The sequence below is a fragment of the Pectobacterium aroidearum genome, from assembly GCF_041228105.1.
GTDB lineage: Bacteria > Pseudomonadota > Gammaproteobacteria > Enterobacterales > Enterobacteriaceae > Pectobacterium > Pectobacterium aroidearum.
This window is the reverse complement of the sequence record NZ_CP166097.1, coordinates 1,468,350-1,492,972: the sequence shown is the minus strand read 5'-3', so window position 1 is coordinate 1,492,972 and position 24,623 is coordinate 1,468,350. Positions and strand designations below refer to the sequence as shown.

The following is a 24,623-nucleotide window of genomic DNA, read 5'->3' as shown; positions in this document are numbered from 1 at the left end:
TTTCAAAGAAATGGTTTTCACAAACGCACGACATTCGACACAATGTTCAAAAAGTATAGCGTTCACACGATAGGTCAATCACAGACGCGGCTAGCGTCAGTAACATCAATGCGTTCAGGGTTGATACCCAACGGCGTATTGAAACCTGAACCCTACTGTATTGCAAGGTTAATAAGAAAAGGGAAAGGTAGGAAAGGATAAAAATGAAATGGCCCGGAAAATCCGGGCCATTTCACACAATCGACGTACTGGCGAAAAAACACTCAGCGCAAGCGTGGATTCGACATCACGGAGTATTTTCCGCTGCCGAGAAAAGCAATCGCGATACCGGCAAAGAAGAACACCGCAGCGCCTTCAACTGCCCATGCGCCGGTTTTTTCCAGAGAAAGGAAGTCACCAGAATGCACCAGCAATGCAGCAACAAGCATGGTGAAAGAGAAGATCAGCGCGGCAGGCCGCGTCAAGATGCCGAGTATCATCATGATCGGAATGATCACTTCCCCGATATAAACGCCGTAACCGACAAACGCAGGGAGCCCAGCATTAGTCAGCATTCCTTCAATAAAACCAATGCCACCGTGTAGTTTGTGCCAACCGTGGAACAACATCAAAACGCTGAAAGATACGCGCAGAAACAGTTTGCCAAAATCCGGCTTGTCTAACAGACGATTAACACTATCCAGAATGCCCAGCATAGTTCACCTATCTCTTTAGAGTTATTTAGGAGGAATAAGAATTACTCTCAGATTAATCTGAGCCGCAAAAAAAGAACACGTTGATTACGCAAAACATTGATCTAGGGCAACAAAAATATCATTCAAATTAATTAACTGTAATTGAAAAATTTGATCAATTTATTTGTTTTTAAAAGTCCCTATTCCCTGATTAACACCTGATTACGCAATCTTCTTCAGCGCACACCTTATCTGATGCCTACCAAAATCAGAGTAGTAAACATTTTTATACGATTTACCCCTCCAGCCAACCGCTAACAACGGCACGATAAGCGTGAAGTACTGACTCAATCGACCAGTTATGCTATAACAGCGCTCTTGTTGTTCACCGCCTTTTGTGAACAGCACTCTTAATCACTAAGGCTATCTAGGGTTCATTATTATGATTACGCTTCATACCAACCACGGCGATATCGTTATTAATACGTTTGCAGACAAGGCGCCGGTTACCGTAGAAAACTTCCTGAACTACTGCCGCAGCGGTTTTTATGACAACACGATTTTCCACCGTGTGATTAATGGTTTCATGATCCAGGGCGGCGGCTTCGCTCCAGGTATGGATCAGAAAGAAACCAACGCGACAATCAAAAATGAAGCCAACAACGGCCTGAAAAACACGCGTGGCACGCTGGCAATGGCGCGTACCAACGATCCGCACTCTGCAACGGCTCAGTTCTTTATCAACGTTGTCGATAACGACTTCCTGAACTTCCGTTCAGAGCGTGCAGATGGCTGGGGCTACTGCGTTTTCGCTGAAGTCGCCGAAGGTATGGACGTCGTTGATAAAATCAAAGGCGTAGCTACTGGCCGCAGCGGCATGCATCAGGACGTACCGAAAGAAGACGTGGTGATTACCCACGTAACGGTCAGCGAATAATCCGACCTGCATGGCAACGCTGTTCATTGCCGATCTGCATTTAAGTCTTCATGAACCGGCGATTACCGCCGGTTTTCTGCGTTTTTTACGCCATGATGCGATTCATGCCGATGCGCTATACATTCTTGGCGATCTGTTTGATGCCTGGATTGGCGACGACGATCCCCAGCCGCTACATGCCACCATCGCCGCTGAACTTTATGCATTACATCAGCGCGGCATTCCCTGCTATTTTGTACACGGTAACCGTGATTTCCTGATCGGTAAGCGTTTCGCTAAACAAAGCGGAATGACTCTACTTCCAACGGAAACGGTGCTCGATCTCTACGGTCAGAAGATCCTTATTCTGCATGGCGATACGCTGTGTACCGACGATCATCACTACCAGCAATTCCGCCGCCGGGTTCACAATCCATTCATTCAGCGACTCTTTCTGCTATTACCGCTGTCATCACGCGTGAAAATCGCGGCGAAGATGCGTGCAACCAGTCAGCAGGAAAACCAGAAAAAATCGCAGCAGATTATGGATGTCAATCATGACGCGGTACTTGAACGCCTACGGCATTATCAGGTAAAGACAATGATTCATGGCCACACGCACCGCCCGGCCATTCATCAGGTCGATCTCGGCGAGTCTTATGGCCGTCGCGCCGTTCTCGGTGCCTGGCATGAAGAAGGGTCGATGATTAAGGTCACGCCACAAAATATCGAACTGATTTCCTTCCCATTTTAATGCGTTTCCTGCCATTGGCTTAACGGCCTCTAATCTTATTTCCCCAGCATTTCCGCATACGCAACCGTTTTCCTTGCCATAATGGCGTGGTATGCTCTACGCCCTCAACGCCAGACCCTCCCCGTCTGGCCGACGCAAAGATGTCACGAACACGTACAATCACAGGAGCGTTACAGGCATGTCATCCAACGTTGCCCCGGCTAAAATTGCCATCGTCATGGGTTCAAAGAGTGACTGGGCCACTATGCAGTTTGCTGCGGAAATCCTCACCACGCTGAACATTCCTTTTCATACCGAAGTCGTTTCCGCACACCGGACGCCGGATAAGCTGTTCAGCTTTGCAGAACAAGCGGCACAGAACGGTTTTGATGTGATCATCGCTGGCGCTGGCGGCGCAGCACACCTGCCGGGTATGCTGGCAGCAAAAACGCTGGTTCCCGTGCTTGGCGTGCCGGTTCAAAGCTCAACGCTGAGCGGTGTAGACAGCCTGTATTCTATCGTCCAAATGCCTCGTGGTATTCCGGTCGGCACGTTAGCCATTGGCAAAGCGGGCGCAGCGAATGCCGCTCTGCTGGCCGCACAAATTCTCGCCCTGCACGATCGTGGCATCGCCACCCGACTGGCCGACTGGCGTCAGGCGCAAACCGACGATGTACTCTCTCATCCCGATCCGCGGGAGGAGGCATGAAACCGGTCTGCGTATTAGGCAATGGTCAGTTGGGCAGAATGCTGCGTCAGGCTGGTGAACCATTAGGTATTGCCGTTTATCCGGTGGGACTGGATGCCGAGCCGGAATCGGTGCCGTTTCATAACAGTGTGATTACCGCCGAGATCGAGCGCTGGCCGGAAACCGCCCTCACCCGTGAATTGGCCGAACACACCGCGTTTGCGAACCGCGATATTTTCCCGCGTCTGGCCGATCGCCTGACGCAAAAACAACTGCTGGATTCGCTGAATCTGGCGACCGCGCCTTGGCAATTACTGGCAAGCGCCGATGAATGGCCGCACGTTTTTTCCTCATTAGGTGAACTGGCGATCGTTAAACGTCGCGTTGGTGGTTACGACGGTCGCGGACAGTGGCGCTTACGCGATGGGGAACAGCAGACGTTGCCTGCTGACTGCTACGGCGAATGCATCGTTGAACAAGGCATTAATTTTTCCGGTGAAGTCTCACTGGTCGGTGCCCGCAATACGCACGGCAAATGCGTGTTCTATCCGCTCACCCATAACCTGCATCAGGATGGCATTCTGCGCACCAGCGTGGCCTTCCCTCAGCCCAACCCGCAATTGCAACAACAGGCAGAGCAGATGCTATCCGCGATTATGAACGCGCTGGGTTATGTCGGTGTGATGGCGATGGAATGCTTTATTGTCGGCGATCGTCTGCTCATTAACGAGCTGGCTCCCCGCGTACACAATAGCGGCCACTGGACGCAAAATGGCGCATCGATAAGCCAGTTTGAATTGCACCTGCGCGCCATTCTGGATCTGCCGCTGCCGGTACCGGTCGTTGAAACGCCTTCGGTGATGGTCAACCTGATTGGCACCGACGTAAATATCGACTGGCTGGCGCTGCCGCTGGTACATCTGCACTGGTATGAGAAAGAGGTTCGCCCCGGCCGCAAAGTTGGACACCTCAATTTATCGTCATCGGATGCCACACAGCTGCAACACACGCTGCAATCGCTGGCTCTTCTATTACCAGAGGAATACCACAGCGGTCTAGCGTGGGCAGAAGAAAAACTGACTGCCTGACAGCGCGGTAACGGTTATCCGGCAGATGACAGCCTGTCGGATAACCGTCTATTAATAGCAACGCATTCGATACGTTCGCAGAAAGCACATCCGCTACCGCTGCGTCGAAAAAGAGAAAAATCATCATTACGCGTGACATCAGCAAAATTGCGTTTATTATTTCAGCTGCTATTTATTTTATTCACTGTGTATTTTCATCACTCAGTAATTAAATAAAGTATCAATAACGAGCCGTTAAAAATATTTAAAATAAAGTATCAGGATTGATATTTTATTTTTCTCGAAAATTTATTAAAATATTCCCCGTCAATTCATTTCTGTGATCGCCTCAATATTATTCGCTGACCACCACGATATAGAATGCCGCCACAAAACAGTATTGACCTGCTGAAATAATTAGCAATATGTCTTGTTCGTTTTTTAAACTCTGTAACGGCAAGTTGCCGGTACTGTAATTTTTGTACCCCAACACGACGGGTATTAATGTGTTCACCGAGGAGAAATCAGTATATGAGCACAATTCAAGATAGCAGCCAGGTGTTAGAACAGGCTTCAGGATGGCGTAAAAGCGATACCGTCTGGATGCTGGGCCTCTATGGCACGGCCATCGGCGCTGGCGTGTTATTCTTACCTATCAACGCCGGTATTGGTGGTTTAATTCCGTTAATTATCATGGCGCTGATTGCTTTTCCGATGACATATTATTCTCACCGTGCTTTATGCCGTTTTGTATTATCCGGCAAAAAAGGTGGCGAAGATATTACCGAAGTTGTTGAAGAACATTTCGGCGTTGGTGCGGGAAAATTAATCACTTTGCTTTATTTTTTCGCTATTTATCCGATCCTGTTAGTTTATAGCGTCGCCATCACCAATACGGTTGATAGCTTTATTACTCACCAGTTGCATTTACCTTCTCCGCCGCGTGCCGTGCTGTCATTAATATTAATCCTCGGGTTAATGTTTATTGTTCGCTTCGGTGAAGCAATGATCGTTAAGGCAATGAGTATTCTGGTTTATCCTTTCGTCGCCGTGCTGATGTTGCTGGCGCTTTATTTAATTCCGAACTGGAATACCTCTGTTTTTGAAAACATTTCTTTGAGTTCCAGCGTAACGGGCAATGGTCTATTGGCGACATTATGGCTGGCTATTCCGGTGATGGTTTTCTCCTTCAACCACTCCCCGATCATCTCCTCTTTCGCCGTTGCCAAACGGAAAGAATATGGCGATGACGCAGAGAAAAAATGTTCACGCATCCTGTCTTATAGCCACATTATGATGGTGCTGACCGTGATGTTCTTCGTCTTCAGCTGCGTACTGAGCCTCTCTCCTGCTGAACTGATGGAAGCGAAAACGCAGAATATTTCTATTCTGTCCTATCTGGCGAACCATTTTAACAACCCAGTCATGGGCTATCTGGCACCGGTTATTGCCACTATCGCAATATCTAAATCGTTCCTGGGTCACTATCTGGGTGCTGGCGAAGGTTTCAACGGCATGATCGTGAAAACCCTGCGCAGCAGAGGCAAAACCATTTCCAACACCAAATTGAACCGCATCACTGCGCTGTTCATGCTGATCACTACCTGGATTGTTGCGACGCTGAACCCAAGCATTCTGGGCATGATCGAAACATTGGGCGGCCCGATTATCGCGTGCCTGCTGTTCCTGATGCCGATGTACGCTATTCAGAAAGTCCCGGCAATGAAAAAATACAGCGGCCACATCAGTAACGTCTTCGTCACTCTGATGGGACTGATCGCTATTTCCGCCATCGTTTACAGCCTGCGCGATCTGCTGTAAGCCCCCGACACTAATTTAACGCCGGAACGTTGTCTAACGACCGGCGTTTTTTTTAAGGAAATCGCTATGGTCAGCGTATTTGATATCTTCAAAATCGGTATCGGCCCGTCCAGTTCTCATACCGTCGGCCCAATGAAAGCGGGCAAGATGTTCACCGACGATCTGGTGAACCGCGCGCTTATCTCATCGGTGACATCCATCGTCGTTGATATTTACGGCTCGCTCTCCCTGACGGGAAAAGGTCACCACACCGATATAGCCATCATTATGGGATTAGCCGGTAATCTGCCAGATAGCGTTAATATCGATAGCATTCCGGCCTTTATTCAGCAGGTGAAAGAGACTCAGCGGTTACCGATACTCAACGGTCAATATGAGGTCAGTTTCCCGCTGGAAACTTCCCTGCGTTTCCAACCGGAAAACCTGCCGCTGCATGAAAACGGCATGACCATTCGCGCCTACAGCGGACAAGAGCGGGTCTATAGCAAAACGTATTACTCCATCGGGGGCGGATTCGTCGTCGATCAGGAAAACTTCGGCAAACCCAATTTGGCAGAGGAAAGCGCGCCCTACCCGTTCTTTTCTGCCCAGAAACTGCTGCAACATTGTCACGATCACTGCCTGTCGTTATCCGCTATCGTCCTGAAAAACGAGATTGCGATGCATGGCCGGGAAGCACTTGAGCACTATTTTGCCGACGTGTGGAAAACCATGCAGGATTGTATGCATCGCGGCATGAATACGGAAGGCGTGTTGCCCGGCCCGTTACGCGTTCCCCGTCGGGCATCGGCACTGCATCGCCTGCTGTTCATCAACGATCGTTTTTCTAACGATCCGATGGATGCGATGGACTGGGTTAACATGTTCGCCATGGCCGTGTCGGAAGAAAATGCGGCAGGCGGGCGCGTGGTCACTGCACCAACTAACGGCGCGTGCGGCATTATTCCTGCCGTGCTGGCCTATTACGATCGCTACGTTCAACCTGTCACGCCGGAATCTTACCTGCGCTATTTTCTGGCAGCTGGCGCTATCGGTATGCTCTACAAAATGAATGCGTCTATTTCTGGGGCCGAAGTGGGCTGTCAGGGCGAAGTTGGCGTGGCCTGCTCAATGGCCGCGGCCGGTCTGGCAGAACTCCTCGGTGCCAACCCAGAGCAGGTATGCATCGCAGCGGAAATCGGCATGGAGCACAATCTGGGGCTGACGTGCGATCCGGTCGCGGGTCAGGTTCAAGTGCCATGCATCGAACGTAACGCCATTGCCTCCGTGAAAGCGATCAACGCCGCAAGAATGGCCATGCGCCGCGCCAGCGAACCACGCGTATCGCTCGATAAAGTAATTGAAACCATGTATGAAACAGGCAAAGACATGAACGCCAAGTACCGTGAAACCTCTCGCGGGGGATTGGCGATTAAAGTCGTGCTGTGCGAATGATCAAACTGGCCTTGTCGCGTTAAATGCCAGGTAGATTAACGCGACAATCAGGGGTGATGCGCAGGGGTTAATGCATTTGCATTAGCCCTTTATTTTTTATCGCTTTCAGGCAGTGACCAGACAATGTTGTTTTCAGCTGCCGCGATGTACCAGTCCACGGTGCTGTTAGTCGGCTTCTTGGCATTTTCATGCTTAGCGAGCGCCTTGGCGGGAAAAGCCGCGGCTTTCTTTCTGATGCGCAGCGGCGTCTGTTTTTTCTCACCGCTGATCTGTGCGTGGAAAGACTCCACTTCGGCGTCGAAGAGCACGCCCTCAATCTGATGGAGGCGATTCAACCCACGCAGAATGGAAAGCAGGCTGCTGAGCGTAATGGATTCGCCCATTTCAGCACGTTTGATCGTCGCAATTCCCAGTCCTGCTCGCTCGGCGAGATCGACCTGCGATAAGCGCTGCTGGATTCTGGCGTCTTTTATCCTCCGGCACAGCTCGGTAATAATTTCGCCTTCGTTCATAGTGCTAAATTTCATCTTACCCGCCACTTGCCAGAGTCAAAAAATTTGCGCGCATTTTATCATCAATTTTTCAAATGGCACGGACAATTGATGAACGGTATCCATAATTTTTTTAAGCCCTTTGAACACAGTGGCCTGATGAAATTTTACCCAAAGCGTCCGGTAATATAATCCTCTGTGCGGCGCTGCGTCGGCGAGGTAAACAGATCGTCCGTACGGTTGTACTCAATTAACTTACCCTGATTGATAAACGCGGTGTAATCCGACACGCGAGCCGCCTGCTGCATGTTGTGCGTCACCAATACCAGCGTGAAATGTTGCTTTAGCGTTCCCATCAGTTCTTCAACAATCAGCGTCGAAATCGGATCGAGCGCGGAGGTCGGTTCATCTAACAACAGCACTTCCGGCTCAATGGCGATCGCCCGGGCGATCACCAAACGCTGCTGCTGCCCACTGGATAGCGTCAACGCGTTGTCGCTCAGCCGATCCTTTACCTCATGCCAGAGCGCCGCCGCACGCAGCGCACGCTCAACGGCATCATCCAAAAAGCGGCGATCGCGCAGTCCCTGTAATCTCAGGCCATAAATGACGTTTTCATAGATCGATTTGGGAAACGGATTCGGGCGTTGGAAAACCATACCGACCCGGCGGCGTAACACGGCAACATCTAACTGCGGGTCGTTAATTGGCATGCCGTTCAGCCAGATATCGCCCTCGGTACGGCAGTTGTCCACCAGATCATTCATCCGATTAAAGCAGCGTAACAGCGTAGATTTGCCACAGCCCGACGGCCCAATCAGCGCTGTGACCTGATTCTTCGGAATACGAATCGAAATATCGTTCAGTGCCTGCTTATTGCCATAGTACAGATTCAGATGTTCCACGGTTAACATCGTCTGTTCATCACTCAGTTGATGAACATCAGGTAGCGGTGCCATCTCCTTTTGTGTCATAAATCCCATAACTTCATCCTACTTTCAGAGTGATAACGAACGATATTTCTCACGCAGAACATGGCGGATTCCAATCGCCGCCAGATTCAGCCCGACGACAATAAGCACCAACAGCAGCGCAGTAATGTATACCAGCGGCCTGGCGGCTTCCACGTCCGGGCTTTGGAACGCCAAATCGTAAATCTGGAATCCCAGATGCATAAATTTTCGCTCAAGATGCAGATAAGGGAAAATATCATCAACCGGTAAAACCGGCACCGACTTCACCACGCCGACCAACATCAGCGGTGCGGTTTCCCCTGCGGCACGCGCCACGGCGAGGATTAAACCGGTCATCATCGCGGGAACCGCCATCGGCAGCACAACGTGCCACAGCGTTTCGGCTTTGGTGGCACCTAGCGCCAATGAACCGTGGCGTACCGACATCGGAATGCGTGACAGCCCTTCCTCCGTCGCCACAATGACCACTGGTAGCGTCAGGAGTGCCAGTGTCAGCGATGCCCACAGCAGCCCCGGCGTACCAAATGTCGGATTTGGCAGTGCTTCAGAATAGAACAGCTGATCCAACGTGCCGCCGATGAGATACACAAAAAAACCTAGCCCAAATACACCATAGACAATGGAAGGTACCCCAGCCAGATTGACCACGGCAATTCGCACCCAACGCGTTAGGCTGTTTTTCCCAGCGTATTCATGAAGATAAACCGCGGCGATCACGCCCAACGGCATCACCACAATAGACATCAACACGACCATCAGCACCGTGCCAAAGATAGCAGGGAAAAGGTGGCCTGCGCTGTTGCTGTCCGGCGAGTAGCGCGCCAGCATATATTTTGCCTGATTGCCCCAGTGTCTGACCTTTGCCCACAGGTCCATCGCATTCGGATACCAGGCCTGTTCAATATCCCTGAGCGGAATAAGATGGATACTGCCGTTCGCATCCCGTAGCTGTACGGTATCGCGATTAATATCCAGATTGAGTGCGGTTAACTGGCGCGACAGTTCATCGAAGCGGCGTTGCAGTTCGATACGCTCAGCCTGAAGACGAGCCAGTGCCTGATTATCCAACGTTCTGGTCTGCTGACGCTTTTTCTCTTCCAGCCGCAGCACCTCAAACTGTTGGTTGATCTTCGCCATCTCCCCCATGCGGATGGCCTGCGCCTTTGCGAGCAACCCCTGCACCTGCTCGACGCGATGCTGTAAGGTCGCCGGGAGATCCGTCGCCACCAGCGGCTGCTCGCCCTCCAGCATGCCAGCCAAATAACCATAGGCGGTGCCATTGCTGGTTCGCTTCAATACCAGAATATCGGCGGGTTTATCAAAACGGACAATGTCACGCGACAGCAACGAACGAAAGCTCTGCCCATGAATTTCACGCTGGCCAATTTTGATCAAATAGCGTGTTTCAGCATCACCAGCCGCAGAGGTTAAATCAGCCTGTTCCAATTGCTGAGGTGAAAGTGTCTGTTCGGCATAAATCTCCCCCATCAGCGCGCGCTGCACACCCTGTTCCGGCTGTAGCGTCAGCAGCCAGACAGGTTGTGGCCACAAGTAACGCATCCCCTGCCCCGCCAGCAGCACGATGATTGCCAGCATCGCCAGCAGGCTAATGGAAATTGACGAGGCGGTCAGCCACACCCAGGGCCTTCCCGAACGGAACCAGCGCTTCACGCGTTTTCTCCTTCATCGCGGTAACGTTGACGTAAACGCTGCCGGATAGTTTCAGCCAGCGTATTCACGATGAACGTGAACACAAACAGCGCTAATGCCGTTAAAAACAGCACCCGATAGTGGCCGCTGTTCGTCACGGCTTCTGGCATTTCAATGGCAATATTCGCCGCCAGCGAACGCAGCCCCTGAAGCAAACCTTCATCCATAATAGGCGTGTTGCCCGTCGCCATAAGCACAATCATGGTTTCCCCCACGGCACGGCCAAAACTCAGCATCAGCGCAGCGAAAATTCCGGCACTGGCGGACGGCAGCACGACGCGCCACAGGGTTTGCCACGCCGTCGCACCCAGCGCCAGCGAGCCCTGACTCAAACGAGCCGGTACGCTGAACAAGGCATCTTCCGCCAGCGAAAAAATCAGCGGAATCAGCGCAAAACCGAGAGCGACACCGGCCACCAGCGTATTGCGTTGCACAAAATCATCGCCCAGCCACTGATACAGTGGTTGTCCCAATACCCAGATTTCCATACGTGGCGCAATCCAACAGCCGACCACAAATGTCAGCAGGATCGTGGGAATCAGGAAGAGTACGTCCCATCCTGCCGGGAAACGGAGACGACAGCGCGTCGGCAGGCATTCAATCAGCCAGCCGCAGCCGAGCACGGCCAGCATCCATAAAATCGGCATAACCAGAATCGCAGACAGATAGGTCGCAAAATGCGGCGCCAGCCAGATGGCCGCAATCAAGCCAACGACAACCGTCGGCAGCGCGCCCATGATTTCCAGCGTGGGTTTGATCCAGCGTCGTAGCGTCGGCGACATAAAGCAGGCGGTGTAAATCGCGGCGGACAGCGCCAACGGCGTAGCAAACAGCATGGCGTAAATCGCCGCTTTCATCGTGCCCAGCATTAGCGGCATCATGCTGAATTTGGCTTGATAACTGTCATCCGCAGACGTGGATTGCCAGATATAGGCAGGCTCCGGATAATTCTCATACCACAATTTTTGCCACAGCCCGCGCCAGCCGATATCGGGATACGGATTATCCACCTGATAGCGATGCCAGCCCTGCGCCGTTTCAACCAGCATGGCAGATCCGTGCGGCGAAAACGCCAGCCCCTGCGCATGAGACGGTAATGTCTGCGTCAGCAGCGCATGCGACTGCTTGCTGGCAAACAGTGACAGTTCACCCTGTGCGTTCAATGTGGCAAAGACTCGCCGCTGAGCCTCCGTTGCCAACAGCACCGATTCGCCCGCTACGTGCGGAAACTGGCGGATCTCCGTCAACGTCGCGCCCTTTTCGCCCGGCACCTCAAACCATTGACTAATCTGCCCATCAGCGGTCTGTACCAGCAATGATCGCCCGCCGGACAACAGCGCCAAATGCAACGGTTCCGCCAACTGTAATTGCCGCTCTTCTCGCAGCGTCAGCGCGTTCGTCCCCACCTGCCACAGCGTTAATGTATTGCCGCTGAGCAAATAGACCTGCTGTCCGTCTGGCGTCAGCAGCAGTTGGCTAACCGCGCCAGCCGGCAGCGTAATCTGTGCTCGTTGCCGCACGCCGTTTTCATCAATATCGGCAATAATCAACGCATTTTCCTGCCCGATGGCCGCCACAACGGCATGCGTTTCATCCACCGCCGCCACCGCCAGATAACGCAACGGCTGCGCAGGCAATCCAAGCGAATAGGCCTGTTCACCCAGCGGATAAGTCCAGATAGGAGAACGGTTTTCCGTACGCGATAACACGGGCTGCACGAAAACTAAACGGCCGTCAGGTTGGCTCAGGGCATAAGTCTGCCGCTCCCCCTGACTTTGCGCCAGTAAACTCAGCGCAGGAACCAGCCGGATGCGCGACATGGGCTGGCTTTCCGCGAACGGAATAAACTCCCCATAGCCCTGACTATCGATGCGAAATCCAATCTGCCCATTGTCGCTAAGCCCCAACGCCAGCGACGCTTCCGCAGAATGGCGCTGCACCGTTTTTTGACCATTAACCGTGGGGGAAAGGAACAGTGGCGTCACCACATACAGAAGATAGAAGAAGATTAACAACAGCATAGCCAGCACCAGCAGCCCACTGCCCGCAACAATGCGGTGAACCAAACGATCTACCCACGCTCGCCGACGATCCCGATACTGTGATGTGTTGCCTGTTTTTACCATTATTCTCGCCGTTAGAGTGAAGCCGCCAGAGTCGTGTTGCTAACGTATTGCGGGTAGCATATGTTGCCTTTACGCCCATAATATGACAATGGTAAGTCTGTCTATGAATTAGATTTTATACCCTAAATAGTTCGAGTTGTACGAAGGCGGCAACCGAGGGAGTCCCCAGGAGCTTACTCGAGTAAGTGACTGGGGTAAGTGAGGGTAGCCAACGTACTGACTACTCGAAATATGACGGGTATCGTCATCAACACGCCATAATGTTGTTGTACTCTATCTCCACAGAGGAAGGGTATGAATATTGGATGAACCTTCAGTACATGAGTTGAGCGGAGTGACAATGGGTCAGGACAAACTCTACATAGAGAAAGAATTAAGTTGGTTATCCTTTAATGAACGAGTACTTCAGGAAGCAGCAGATAAAAGTAATCCGTTAATCGAACGCATGCGCTTTCTGGGCATCTACTCCAGCAACCTTGATGAATTTTATAAAGTCCGTTTTGCCGATTTGAAAAGACGCATTCTGATTAATGAAGAACAAGGTCTGGACGGCAATTTACGACATCTTTTAGGCAAAATTCAGGCTCGTGTTCTCAAAACCGATCAAATCTTTGACAGCCTGTACAACGAACTGCTGCTGGAGATGGCGCGTAACCAGATTTTTCTGGTCAATGAACGTCAGGTTTCCCCTAATCAGCAAGAGTGGCTGAGAGATTACTTCCGGCAATATCTGCGCCCGCACATCACGCCAATACTGATCTTTGACGAAACCGATCTGGTGGAGTTCCTGAAGGATAACTATACCTACCTTGCCGTCGAGATTATTCGTGGCGATGAGATCAGCTACGCGCTGCTGGAAATTCCTTCAGATAAAATACCGCGCTTCGTCAACCTTCCAGCGGAAGCACCGCGCCGTCGTAAGACCATGATCCTCATCGATAACATTCTGCGTTACTGTCTGGATGATATCTTCAAGGGCTTCTTTGATTATGATGCGCTGAACGCGTATTCCATGAAGATGACGCGCGATGCAGAATACGATCTGGTTACGGAAATGGAATCCAGCCTGCTGGAGCTGATGTCTTCCAGCCTGAAGCAGCGCTTAACCGCCGAGCCGGTGAGATTCGTTTATCAGCGCGACATGCCGGACGCGATGGTCGCTATGCTGCTTGATAAACTGGGTATCTCTTCCTACGATTCCGTCATCCCTGGCGGGCGTTACCATAATTTCAAAGACTTTATCTCTTTCCCGAACGTCGGACGCGCCAATCTGGTCAATAAACCGTTGCCGCGCTTGAGACATACCGGATTTAATCATTTCCGCAACGGGTTTGATGCCATCCGCGAACGTGACATCCTGCTCTATTATCCGTACCACACCTTTGAACATGTGCTGGAATTGTTGAGGCAAGCCTCTTTCGACCCCAGTGTGCTATCCATCAAAATTAATATTTACCGCGTCGCCAAAGACTCGCGCATTATTAATTCGATGATTCATGCGGCGCACAACGGTAAGAAAGTGACGGTTGTGGTCGAACTACAGGCGCGCTTCGACGAAGAAGCAAACATCCATTGGGCCAAGCGCCTGACAGAAGCCGGCGTGCACGTAATTTTCTCTGTACCTGGGTTGAAAATTCACGCCAAACTGTTCCTGATTTCCCGCCGCGAAGGGGAAAACATCGTGCGTTACGCGCACATCGGTACTGGTAACTTCAACGAGAAAACCGCTCGCCTGTATACGGACTACTCGCTGCTGACCGCCGACGAACGTATTACCAACGAAGTGCGTCGCGTCTTCAACTTCATTGAAAACCCTTACCGTCCGGTCAGCTTCGAGCACTTGCTGGTGTCGCCGCAAAACTCCCGCGACAAGCTTTATCAACTGATCGATACCGAAATCGAGAACGCGCTGGCGAATCGTGATGCGGGTATTACGCTTAAGGTAAATAATCTGGTGGATAAAGGGCTGGCAGAAAAGCTGTATCAGGCTTCCTCTGCGGGCGTGAAAATTAATCTGCTGGTGCGCGGTATGTGCTCACTAATCCCTAATTTGCCGGGGATCAGTGAAAATATTCAGGTTATCAGTATTCTTGACCGCTATCTGGAACACGATCGGGTGTATGTCTTCAACAACGGCGGGGACAAGAAAGTCTACCTTTCTTCCGCAGACTGGATGACACGCAACATTGATTATCGCATTGAAGTCGCAGTGGAAATTCTCGACCCCACGTTGAAGAACCGCGTGCTGGAAACGCTGGATATCCTGTTCAGCGATACGGTGAAAGCCCGTATCGTTGATAAAGAATCGAGCAACCGCTATGTATCACGCGGCAACAAGCGTAAAGTACGCGCGCAAAATGCCATTTACGACTACATCAAGGCGTTGGAGCAACCTGGAGATAAGCCTGAATAATGCCGTTAACGAACAATGAAAAAACCGAGATGAAGCCGCAAGAATTCGCCGCCATCGACCTGGGTTCCAATAGTTTTCACATGGTGATCGCACGCGTGGTAAACGGTGCGCTTCAGGTGTTGGGGCGTTTAAAACAGCGTGTCCATCTGGCCGACGGTCTGGACAACAAAAATGTGCTCAGCGAAGAGGCCATTCAACGCGGCCTGAGCTGTCTGGCGCTGTTTGCTGAACGTCTGCAAGGCTTCCCCGCCGTGAATGTGTCGATCGTCGGAACGCACGCACTGCGTCAGGCGGTCAACGCGCAGGACTTTTTGCGCCGCGCGGCGGATATCATCCCCTATCCGATAGAAATCATTTCCGGCCACGAAGAAGCCCGTCTGATCTTTATGGGCGTGGAGCATACGCAGCCGGAAAAAGGCCGTAAGTTGGTTATAGATATCGGCGGCGGTTCTACAGAGCTGGTTATCGGTGAAGATTTCGAGCCGATGCTGGTGGAAAGCCGTCGTATGGGTTGCGTCAGCTTCGCACAGCAATTTTTCCCGAACGGTGAAATTAGCGAAGTAAACTTCAAACGCGCACGGCTGGCCGCGGCGCAGAAGCTGGAGACGCTGTCCTGGGAATACCGTATATACGGGTGGAAATTCGCCCTCGGCGCGTCTGGAACGATCAAAGCCACGCACGAAATCCTCGTGGAGATGGGAGAGAAAGACGGCCTGATTACCCCCGAACGGCTGGAAATGCTACGCACACAAATCTTGCAGTTTAAGCACTTCAAGTCGCTGAGCCTGCCGGGTCTGTCCGAAGATCGCCAGTCGGTGCTGGTGCCCGGCCTGGCTATTCTCTGTGGGATTTTCGATGCGCTGGCGATCAAAGAGTTACGCCTGTCCGATGGTGCACTGCGCGAAGGCGTGCTGTACGAAATGGAAGGCCGTTTCCGTCATCAGGATATTCGCATCCGTACCGCACAGAGTCTGGCAACCCATTACAATATCGACCGCGAGCAGGCACGACGCGTGAGGGAAACCACGCAGCAGCTTTATGCGCAATGGGCAGAGCAAAACCCTAATCTGGTGCACCCACAGCTTGAGGCCATCTTAAACTGGGCTTCCATGTTGCATGAGGTCGGATTGGGCATTAACCACAGCGGCATGCACCGCCATTCCGCCTACATTCTGCAAAATACCAACCTGCCCGGCTTCAATCAGGAACAGCAGCTCGTGCTGTCGATGATCGTGCGGCTGCACCGTAAAGCGATCAAGCTGGAAGAGTTGCCGCGGTTGAACCTGTTCAAAAAGAAACAGTATTTGCCACTGGTGCAACTTTTACGCCTTGCCACGCTGTTGAACAACCAGCGTCAGGCGACGACAACGCCGGAATCCTTACGGCTGCATACCGATGATAATTACTGGACGCTGACGTTCCCGCACGACTTCTTTACCAATAACACGCTGGTACAGCTCGATTTGGAACGAGAACAGGAATATTGGCAGGACGTCACCGGTTGGAAGCTGATGGTTGAGGAAGAAAAAGCCTGATTGATGGAAATGTTGTCAGGTAATTCGAGTGTTTCCTGAACAATAAAGTGACGAAAAACTGCTCAACCGGGCTGGCTGATGAGGCCCGGTTGACGTAAAGTTTACAGGGATGGGGCCGATACCAAAATGATGGCTGGCGAGAATTTTGCCAACATCATGCAGCCTCGGCGAAAAGGTGCGCTTCCTTTTCATGCCGGATATGGATCCAACTCAGTGTTAAGGAGAGTAAAATGGATGTATCACAAATTTCATCATTCGCGAGCGACCTCAGTACTATGCGTACCAGCAGTGAGGCCAGCGCACTTATGGTGAAAAAAGCGATCGATAATCAAGAAGCTGTCGTTTCCGGCATTTTGAAGGCATTACCACCTCTGCCAGCAAACCCGGCGATTGGGCGTAACGTCAATACCACGGCGTAACTCCCTGGTACCACACAACCCGCTTATCCGTTTTTGAGCGGGTTTTTGGCCGCGTTCTCAGCCCGCTTATGTTCCCCTTTTTCGCGTTTATTCCTTCGCCCCGCTTTCTTTGCACCGAACGTGCGGAAACCGCATTAGCCATCATCTTTTTCACGTCGGCAGATTGACCTCTCCTACTGCTTGTGCCTAAATAAACAACAGCGAATGTTCGCTTTCACAGAGGATTAACTGGTAATGTCCACGCTTACCCACAAACGACGATTATCGATACGTCCACGACGAAGTGGCTCTCGGATTGCTCGTGCCGTTTTACTCATCAGCTTCATTATTCTTTTAGGCCGCTTTGCCTACTCCACCATCACCGCGTTTGGTCATCATCAAGACAAACAGCAGCAGCGTGCTGAACAATTACTGCTTCCTACCAACGTACTCGTCAATCAGAAAGAGTAGCGCCTAACCAATCGGTTCCTTTTCCTTATATTCTGTTTTTTCTGCATCAGGCTTATTAGCTTCGTTTTCTTGTGCCTGTTATTCACGCCTGCCCCCACTGTCTATTCTGACTAGGCCGTACAAATAAAAAAACGGCAGTGCGAATCTTCGCAGCCACCGTTTTCATCAGTCAATTTTTCATTGATCGACACTGTACTTGCTAGCAGGACTTAGACAATCGTCAGAGTCACATCGATGTTGCCGCGCGTTGCATTGGAGTATGGGCAAACGATATGGGCTTTCTGCACCAGATCTTCAGCCACAGCACGATCCAGACCCGGCAGAGAAATTTTCAGTTCGACTTCAATACCAAACCCGGTAGGGATGGCACCGATACCCACGCTGCCGTTTACCGTGGTATTAGCAGGTACAGCGATTTTCTCACGCGCACCGACAAACTTCATCGCGCCCAGGAAACAGGCAGAATAGCCAGCGGCGAACAGCTGCTCTGGGTTCGTCCCTTCACCACCGGCACCACCCAGCTCACGCGGGGTCGTCAATTTAATATCAACCGCGTTATCGGAAGACACCGCGCGACCATCACGACCACCGGTGGCTTGAGCATGAGCAACGTATAATACTTTTTCAATAGACATAATGTGACTCCAGATCGTTAAGGAATGACCTAAAGCAGTGAGATACTGCTGAGGTCTTAATTTAATAGCGAAAAATTAAATCGCTCACTATATAATTACTTAAAATAAGTTACTTAAAATAAATCACTTAATAATAAAGGGTTCAAGACACGATGCTGTCTAACCGATATTGCGATACATCAGGCAAACGCTCACCTGTTATAGATTCCCGATCAAGCTTTTACGCAGCGTTTCCAAATCTTTTTTGATCGTCTGCAACTGTTCGAGCTGGCATTCGGTCGCGCAAAATACGCTTTCAGGAATCGCCCGCGCCTGTTGCTGAAGCGCCCGGCCAGCCTCGGTCAACCCGATCAACACCTGACGCTCATCTTCTGTTCCACGGTTACGCACCACTAAGCCAGCGCTTTGTAACCGCTTGAGCAGTGGCGTCAGCGTGGCGGAATCCAAATACAGCCGCTCGCCCAGCTCAGACACCGTCAAGCCATCACGCTCCCACAGCACCAGCATGACTAAATATTGGGGATAGGTCAGGTTCAAGTCAGACAGCAAACGGCGATACAGTTTATTCATCGCCAGATTGGCGGAATACAGTGCGAAGCACAGCTGTCCATCCAGTTTGTAAGCGTTGTCGTTCATCGTCTCTGCCATCAGTGTTTGTTACGTTTCTGGAACTGACTATATGCCGCCAAAAATTAAATAGCAAACGATTTAATAACCCGTTAGATAAAAATCACTATAAAAAAATATGCCAGCGCCTCATCCGCCCTGCTTTTCAGACTGCGATTCGTCAGTAATCCTATTCTTAATCTACTGATTTTGCGCTACGTTTAATAAAATACGGATAAAAAACAGATCGAGCATAAAACATTATGTCGAGTGTAAAAAAACTTACCGACCTCCGGCGCCGCATCTCCCTTCTGCTATTGGAAAACAAGGAACTGGTTGAAGACATTATCAACCGGCAGCCGCGCGTTACGGAACGCGATGGCGCACCGTTAAGCGACAGCGACGTATTAAGTAGCAAAATCGGGCTGCGTGAAAAAAGCATCCTGCTCGACCAAACCGCAGAAATCAGCGAGCTTATCATTGGGCTGCATGCCGCTGACCTTGCCGATTTGTTAGAGTCTTTACCGCAGGATGAACGTCTGGCGCTCTGGCGGCTGATCCCCATAGAAAAACGCGGTCGTGTGTTGATTGAGGCTTCTGACAGTATTTCCGACGACCTGATCGGCGATATGCAGGATAAAGAAATCCTGAGAGCCGTTCGAATACTCGATGTTGATGAGCAGGCCCAGCTCTCTCGTCTCGTTCCTCGCCACCTGCTAGGCAGAATACTGACCTCGCTTGAGCCGAAGCAGCGCGCGCAGCTCCGTGCCGCCATCAATTATGATGAAGACTGCCTCGGGCACATGATGGATTTCAAACTCATCACCGTGCGCGCCGACGTCACGCTTGCAGCCGTACAGCGCTATCTGCGCTACCGCAAAGCCATCCCCGAATCGACTGACAAACTGTTCGTTACCGATCGCAAGAACACACTGATCGGTGAGCTGTCGCTGGCCAGTATTCTGCTCCACGCGCCTCAAACACGGGTTAATGACGTCATGGACGATCAGCCGCTGAGGTTTCAGCCTGAGGATAAAGTCGAAGAAGCCGCCGGAGCTTTTGAACGTTACGATTTAATTTCCAGCGCCGTGGTCGATAGCAAAGGAAAACTCATGGGGCGCCTGACGATTGAGGATATCCTCGACGTCGTGAACCGGGAAAGCGACAGTAATCTGCGGCGCTCAGGGGGGTTAACGCCCTCCGAAGATGTTTATGCTCCCGTGTATAAATCCTTCCGCAATCGTTGGGCATGGCTGGCCGTCAATCTCTGTACGGCGCTCATTGCCTCGCGGGTCATCGGCCTGTTTGAGCACACCTTATCTCATTTGGTCGCGCTGGCAACACTCATGCCGATCGTGGCCGGAATCGGCGGAAATACCGGCAATCAGACGATCACCATGATTGTTCGCGCGCTGGCGCTGCATCAGTTAGAACACGGTAAAAAATCATACCTGCTGCTCAAAGAACTCGGCGTCGCGCTGGTCAACGGGGTGATATGGGGCACGATTATGGGCGTGGTCACCTTCCTGCTTTACGGTAGTGCCGCTATGGGTGGTGTGATGATGCTGGCGATTCTGCTGAATTTACTACTCGCGGCGCTAATGGGGGTCGCTATCCCGCTTATCATGATGAAACTCGGCCGCGATCCGGCCGTCGGCTCCAGCGTCATGATCACCGCCATCACCGATACTGGCGGTTTCTTTATCTTCCTTGGGCTGGCAACGCTGTTCCTGTTGCCTTGAACATAGGTCATGTAAAACACAGGCAATGCAAAAAGGGCTTTTATCAAAGCCCTTTTTGCTCGCGATTCCCTGCCAGAACTTAGTTCAAGCGACCCGCACCGCCGGATGCCTGGCACAGATAGATGGACGGCTGAAGCCCGGTACGCGCCGGATATTCACGTTCAATCACCTGTTTGACCTCGTCAGTCAGCGCCGAAGGGATAAGGGCGACAATACAGCCACCGAAACCGCCGCCGGTCATACGGACACCGCCCCGCTCGCCGACATAATCCTGAATTAACGCGACCAACGTATCGATCGGCGGCACGGTAATTTCAAAATCATCCCGCATAGAGACATGCGATTCCGCCATCAGCGTAAACAAACGGTGGGCATCCTGACGCGCCAGTGCATCGGCCGCTTCCAACGTGCGGCGGTTCTCGGTAATCACGTGGCGCGCGCGGCGAACCGCCACCGGATCCAGACCCGCGATTCCCGCTTCAAACTGCGACAGGGAAACATCACGCAGCGCCTTGACGTTAAAGTGACGCGCTGCCGCTTCACACTGCTGGCGTCGCGTATTGTATTCGCTGTCCACCAGCCCACGACGCACATTGGAGTTCACGATCAGAACGTCAATGCCGTCGAGCATACGCACGGCACGCCCTTCCAGAGTGCGGCAGTCGATCAACATCGCCTGACCGACACGTCCCTGAGCGGAAATAAACTGATCCATAATGCCGCAGCTACAGCCGACAAAATCGTTTTCTGCCTGCTGTCCGTTTAGCGCCACATCCAGCTGGCTGATGTCCAGATTATTCAGCTCTTTGAACGTCTGCCCGATCGCCACTTCCAGCGAGGCCGATGAGCTTAGTCCTGCACCAGAAGGCACGTTGCCGGACACGACCATGTCCATGCCGCTGAGCGGTAGGCCGCGCGCCAGCAAAAATTTCACCGTGCCACGGATATAGTTGGCCCAGGTGTATTCCGGGTGAGGCTCGATTGCTTTAGCAAGATCGAACTCATCCTGCTGGTTGTCAAAATCCACCGCCACCACCCGCACGATGCCGTCCTGACGCACCGCAGCACTGACCACCGTCTGGTAATCAATAGCACACGGCAAGACAAACCCATCGTTATAGTCGGTGTGCTCGCCAATCAGGTTAACCCGACCGGGTGCCTGAATAGCGGCATGCGGCGCATAGCCAAATAATCGGACAAAAACAGACTCGGTTAACTGACGTAGAGAATCAATACGGCTCATAAAATGACCTCAAATTTGCTCACGAAAATGGATATCACTTACGCTGCGTAAACGTTCAGCGGCCTGCTCTGCCGTCAGATCACGCTGTGCCTCAGCCAGCATTTCATAGCCGACCATAAATTTGCGTACGCTGGCAGAACGTAACAACGGGGGATAAAAATGGGCATGCAGTTGCCAGTGCGCCACGTCGTCACCTTTAAATGGCGCACCGTGCCACCCCATTGAATAGGGGAATGAACACTGGAACAGGTTGTCATAACGGCTGGTCAGCTTTTTCAGGAGCAGCGCCAGATCGTCACGCTGAACATCATTCAACTGCGGTAACCGCTGTACGACGAACTTGGGCAACACCAGCGTTTCAAACGGCCACGACGCCCAATAAGGGACCACCGCTAACCAGTGATCCGTTTCCACCACGATGCGCGAGCCGTCAGCCTGTTCGCGGCGAACGTAGTCCAGCAGCAACGGCGAACCGTGACGGGAGAAATAGGCTCGCTGCTGATCGTCCTCACGCTGTACCTCGTTCGGCAGAAAATCGTTCGCCCAAACCTGCCCGTGCGGATGGGGATTCGAGCACCCCATCATCGTTCCTTTATTCTCAAAAACCTGAACCCACGGATACCGCTTGCCCAGTTCCTCGGTCTGATCGCTCCACGTATCAATCACCGCTTTCAACGCTGGCAGCGAAAGCTGCGGCAGGCTTTTACTGTGATCGGGAGAAAAACAGATGACGCGACTAACGCCACGGGCTTGCTGAACGCGGAAAAGCTCGTCATCGCCCGACGGCGCATCCGGCGTATCCTCCATCAGTGCCGAAAAGTCATTCGTAAAAACAAAGGTGCTCTGGTAGTGCGGATTGATGTCGCCAGTAATACGTTTGTTGCCCGCACACAGGTAACAGGTCGGATCGTAAGACGGCGGCGTGGAACGATCCGGTTCATCCTGCTGGCCCTGCCAGGGGCGCTTGGCGCGATGCGGAGAAACCAGAATCCACTCGCCCTTCAGCGGGTTAAAACGACGATGCGGATGTTCAGTTGGCTCAAACTGCATAAGCTATTCCTCAATACAAAACACAAATTCGGTACACGGCGTCGCCATACGCGGCCAATTGTATGGCGCTAACAGCCCGTCAGCGGCCTGGGAGAGGCATCCAGCCAGCCAGTAAACGCCGCCAGAAAAACCTCTGAATGTAATCATTTTCACTATATGTCATGGATAAAATAGCTGTGATAATGCCGAATACCGATAGCCAGCTATCTTTTAGCCACCACATTAGTGTAATCGGTTACCCTAAATTTAAACCTCAGGATGGTATTTTGGAAGAGAGAAATGACCGATGATTGTTGATAGCGATCACATAAGTACGGTCTGGATCAAAAAGGAAAGGAGGTCGGATAGGTAACATCACCCAAAAACCTGTACATTTATAAATATAAGTAATCGATTTTTTCTTTTAACTTCTGCGTTAGGCTGCGGTTCGCCTCACAGCGCATTTGACCGTTCAGGAATGCCAATGGCCACAATAAAGGATGTTGCTCGTCTATCAGGTGTATCAGTCGCTACGGTTTCGCGCGTAATCAATAATTCGCCCAAAGCCAGTACCGCCTCAAGGGAAGCCGTACACAAGGCCATGGCGGAGTTGCAATATCATCCGAACGCCAATGCCAGAGCACTCGCGCACCAGAGTGCAGAAACCATGGGGCTGGTTGTTGCGGATGTATCCGATCCCTTTTTTGGGACGATGGTTAAATCTGTCGAACAAATTGCCCAGGCAACCGGCAACTTCCTGCTGATTGGCAACGGCTATCACAATGCCGAGCAGGAAAAGAAGGCCATTGAGCAGTTGATTCGCCACCGCTGTGCGGGGCTGATCGTGCATGCCAAAATGCTGTCGGATGAGGAACTGGCCGCTTTGATGAGCCACATTCCTGATATGGTGCTTATCAACCGCACCTTACCCGGCTATGAAAGCCGCTGTGTTGCGCTCGATGACCGCTATGGTTCCTGGCTGGCAACCCGTCATTTAATTCAGGAAGGGCACCAGAAGATCGGTTTCCTCTGTTCTAATCACCAAATTTCCGACTCCGCCGATCGCCTGCAAGGTTATATGGATGCGCTGCAAGAGCACGGCATCCCACGGGATGAGCGCCTCATTGCGCGCGCCTCGCCGGACGAAGTGGGCGGCGAGTCTGCCATGATGGAGCTCCTGAGCCGGGGCGGCAATATGACGGCGGTGGTGTGCTACAACGATTCCATGGCTGCTGGCGCCCTTTCCGTCCTAAGCGACAACAGCATCAGCGTACCGCAGGATATGTCAGTGGTCGGGTTTGATGACGTATTGATCGCCCGTTACCTTCGCCCTCGCCTGACAACCGTGCACTATCCGGTTTCCGCCATGGCCATTCAGGCGGCAGAATTAGCTATCGCGTTATCCCACGGCAAACAGCTTAGCGAAACCACGAATATGTTTAGCCCGACGCTGGTACGCCGCCATTCTGTCAGCCCCCCAGCCCGTAAGAAGTAGTCACCTCTTATCAACGCCGCTTGCCTGATGCCATATCATTCGCATCAGGCAAATAAGGCTGCTGAATCCCCCTTGTTTTCGATTTCTCTTCCTCAGGGATCCTTTCTCTCTTTTCCTGAAATGTTTCCTACTCCGCATCGCGTCACATCTTTTATGCAACGTTTCCGATTCTGCTATAAAAAAATTTTATGCTGCATTTGAGGCATACCGGCAAGATGTGTAACCAATTACACATCATTACCTAGCGAATAACATCACAATAAGACTAATAAATATGCAAAGCACAGCCTGTAACATCGTTAATTCAGTGTAAATTTTGGTGTAACTCTTTTGTATTTTGTGAGAACAATCATGTCACGCCCCGTTTTATTCCCCCATAATCCTTCGCCATGAGTGGAAGCGTTTTACCTCCGTTCACGTCA

Annotated in this window: 21 protein-coding genes; 12 read left to right on the top strand and 9 right to left on the bottom strand. The window is 51.7% G+C overall.

What is annotated here, in order from left to right; all coding sequences use genetic code 11:
- Positions 1-263 precede the first annotated feature (263 nt).
- Positions 264-695, bottom strand: a complete 432-nt coding sequence (locus AB8809_RS06690) for a DoxX family protein (RefSeq protein ID WP_015841113.1) — start codon at positions 693-695, stop codon at positions 264-266.
- Positions 696-1,116: 421 nt separating this feature from the next.
- Here AB8809_RS06690 and ppiB point away from each other — a divergent pair, with 421 nt between their 5' ends.
- The 6 genes from ppiB to AB8809_RS06660 all read left to right on the top strand — a co-directional run bounded on the left by ppiB (position 1,117) and on the right by AB8809_RS06660 (position 7,333).
- Positions 1,117-1,611 carry a peptidylprolyl isomerase B gene (gene ppiB / locus AB8809_RS06685; protein ID WP_015841114.1) on the top strand — a complete coding sequence of 165 codons (495 nt, stop codon included), beginning with the start codon at positions 1,117-1,119 and terminating at the stop codon, positions 1,609-1,611.
- 10 nt (positions 1,612-1,621) lie between these two features.
- Positions 1,622-2,344, top strand: a complete 723-nt coding sequence (gene lpxH / locus AB8809_RS06680; RefSeq protein WP_181848617.1) for a UDP-2,3-diacylglucosamine diphosphatase — start codon at positions 1,622-1,624, stop codon at positions 2,342-2,344.
- 178 nt (positions 2,345-2,522) lie between these two features.
- Positions 2,523-3,032, top strand: coding sequence for a 5-(carboxyamino)imidazole ribonucleotide mutase (gene purE / locus AB8809_RS06675; protein WP_180741834.1), 510 nt, complete (start codon positions 2,523-2,525; stop codon positions 3,030-3,032).
- Positions 3,029-4,099, top strand: coding sequence for a 5-(carboxyamino)imidazole ribonucleotide synthase (gene purK, locus AB8809_RS06670; RefSeq protein WP_349855839.1), 1,071 nt, complete (start codon positions 3,029-3,031; stop codon positions 4,097-4,099). Before purE ends, purK begins: the two co-directional genes overlap by 4 nt.
- A gap of 510 nt (positions 4,100-4,609) precedes the next feature.
- A complete protein-coding gene (locus AB8809_RS06665; RefSeq protein WP_181829065.1) occupies positions 4,610-5,899 on the top strand; it encodes an HAAAP family serine/threonine permease in 1,290 nt (429 codons plus the stop codon).
- Positions 5,900-5,965: 66 nt separating this feature from the next.
- Complete coding sequence (locus tag AB8809_RS06660; protein WP_015841119.1) at positions 5,966-7,333, top strand: L-serine ammonia-lyase; 1,368 nt, start codon at positions 5,966-5,968, stop codon at positions 7,331-7,333.
- An 89-nt stretch (positions 7,334-7,422) separates the two neighbouring features.
- Here AB8809_RS06660 and AB8809_RS06655 read toward each other — a convergent pair whose 3' ends face one another.
- From AB8809_RS06655 to AB8809_RS06640, 4 genes are all read right to left on the bottom strand, one after another.
- Entirely contained in the window at positions 7,423-7,860 is a 438-nt protein-coding gene (locus tag AB8809_RS06655) for a helix-turn-helix transcriptional regulator (protein WP_349855840.1), read from the bottom strand.
- A gap of 131 nt (positions 7,861-7,991) precedes the next feature.
- Positions 7,992-8,807 (bottom strand): phosphate ABC transporter ATP-binding protein PstB, encoded by an 816-nt coding sequence (gene pstB, locus AB8809_RS06650; protein WP_015841121.1) that lies wholly within the window; start codon positions 8,805-8,807, stop codon positions 7,992-7,994.
- Between the two features lie 15 nt (positions 8,808-8,822).
- Positions 8,823-10,469, bottom strand: a complete 1,647-nt coding sequence (gene pstA / locus AB8809_RS06645) for a phosphate ABC transporter permease PstA (RefSeq protein WP_349855841.1) — start codon at positions 10,467-10,469, stop codon at positions 8,823-8,825.
- The gene (locus AB8809_RS06640; protein ID WP_349855842.1) at positions 10,466-12,634 is read right to left on the bottom strand and encodes an ABC transporter permease subunit; all 2,169 of its coding nucleotides are present in this window, start codon (positions 12,632-12,634) and stop codon (positions 10,466-10,468) included. The genes pstA and AB8809_RS06640 overlap by 4 nt, the downstream gene beginning before the upstream one ends.
- Before the next feature lie 340 nt (positions 12,635-12,974).
- Between AB8809_RS06640 and ppk1 the strand changes: the two genes are divergently transcribed.
- The 4 genes from ppk1 (at position 12,975) to AB8809_RS06620 (ending at position 17,451) form a co-directional block, all read left to right on the top strand.
- Entirely contained in the window at positions 12,975-15,047 is a 2,073-nt protein-coding gene (gene ppk1 / locus AB8809_RS06635; RefSeq protein ID WP_015841124.1) for a polyphosphate kinase 1, read from the top strand.
- Positions 15,047-16,582 carry an exopolyphosphatase gene (ppx, locus tag AB8809_RS06630; RefSeq protein WP_015841125.1) on the top strand — a complete coding sequence of 512 codons (1,536 nt, stop codon included), beginning with the start codon at positions 15,047-15,049 and terminating at the stop codon, positions 16,580-16,582. Before ppk1 ends, ppx begins: the two co-directional genes overlap by 1 nt.
- 230 nt (positions 16,583-16,812) lie before the next feature.
- Positions 16,813-17,001 carry a YjfB family protein gene (locus AB8809_RS06625; protein WP_015841126.1) on the top strand — a complete coding sequence of 63 codons (189 nt, stop codon included), beginning with the start codon at positions 16,813-16,815 and terminating at the stop codon, positions 16,999-17,001.
- 234 nt (positions 17,002-17,235) lie between these two features.
- Positions 17,236-17,451, top strand: coding sequence for a YfgG family protein (locus AB8809_RS06620; RefSeq protein WP_181845400.1), 216 nt, complete (start codon positions 17,236-17,238; stop codon positions 17,449-17,451).
- A 209-nt stretch (positions 17,452-17,660) separates the two neighbouring features.
- On the opposite strand, the gene AB8809_RS06615 is transcribed toward AB8809_RS06620, so the two are convergent.
- Positions 17,661-18,086, bottom strand: a complete 426-nt coding sequence (locus AB8809_RS06615) for an organic hydroperoxide resistance protein (protein WP_180779750.1) — start codon at positions 18,084-18,086, stop codon at positions 17,661-17,663.
- Between the two features lie 198 nt (positions 18,087-18,284).
- Entirely contained in the window at positions 18,285-18,734 is a 450-nt protein-coding gene (locus AB8809_RS06610) for a MarR family winged helix-turn-helix transcriptional regulator (RefSeq protein ID WP_180779751.1), read from the bottom strand.
- A gap of 221 nt (positions 18,735-18,955) precedes the next feature.
- On the opposite strand from AB8809_RS06610, the gene mgtE reads away from it, so the two are divergent.
- The gene (mgtE, locus tag AB8809_RS06605) at positions 18,956-20,434 is read left to right on the top strand and encodes a magnesium transporter (RefSeq protein ID WP_181829070.1); all 1,479 of its coding nucleotides are present in this window, start codon (positions 18,956-18,958) and stop codon (positions 20,432-20,434) included.
- A gap of 79 nt (positions 20,435-20,513) precedes the next feature.
- Here mgtE and galK read toward each other — a convergent pair whose 3' ends face one another.
- Together galK and galT are read right to left on the bottom strand one after the other, a co-directional pair.
- Positions 20,514-21,677: a galactokinase gene (gene galK, locus AB8809_RS06600; protein ID WP_015841131.1), complete on the bottom strand. Its 1,164-nt coding sequence runs from the start codon at positions 21,675-21,677 to the stop codon at positions 20,514-20,516.
- 9 nt (positions 21,678-21,686) lie between these two features.
- Positions 21,687-22,727: a galactose-1-phosphate uridylyltransferase gene (galT, locus tag AB8809_RS06595; RefSeq protein WP_349855843.1), complete on the bottom strand. Its 1,041-nt coding sequence runs from the start codon at positions 22,725-22,727 to the stop codon at positions 21,687-21,689.
- 463 nt (positions 22,728-23,190) lie between these two features.
- On the opposite strand from galT, the gene galR reads away from it, so the two are divergent.
- A complete protein-coding gene (gene galR, locus AB8809_RS06590; RefSeq protein ID WP_015841133.1) occupies positions 23,191-24,201 on the top strand; it encodes an HTH-type transcriptional regulator GalR in 1,011 nt (336 codons plus the stop codon).
- The last annotated feature ends 422 nt before the right edge of the window (positions 24,202-24,623 follow it).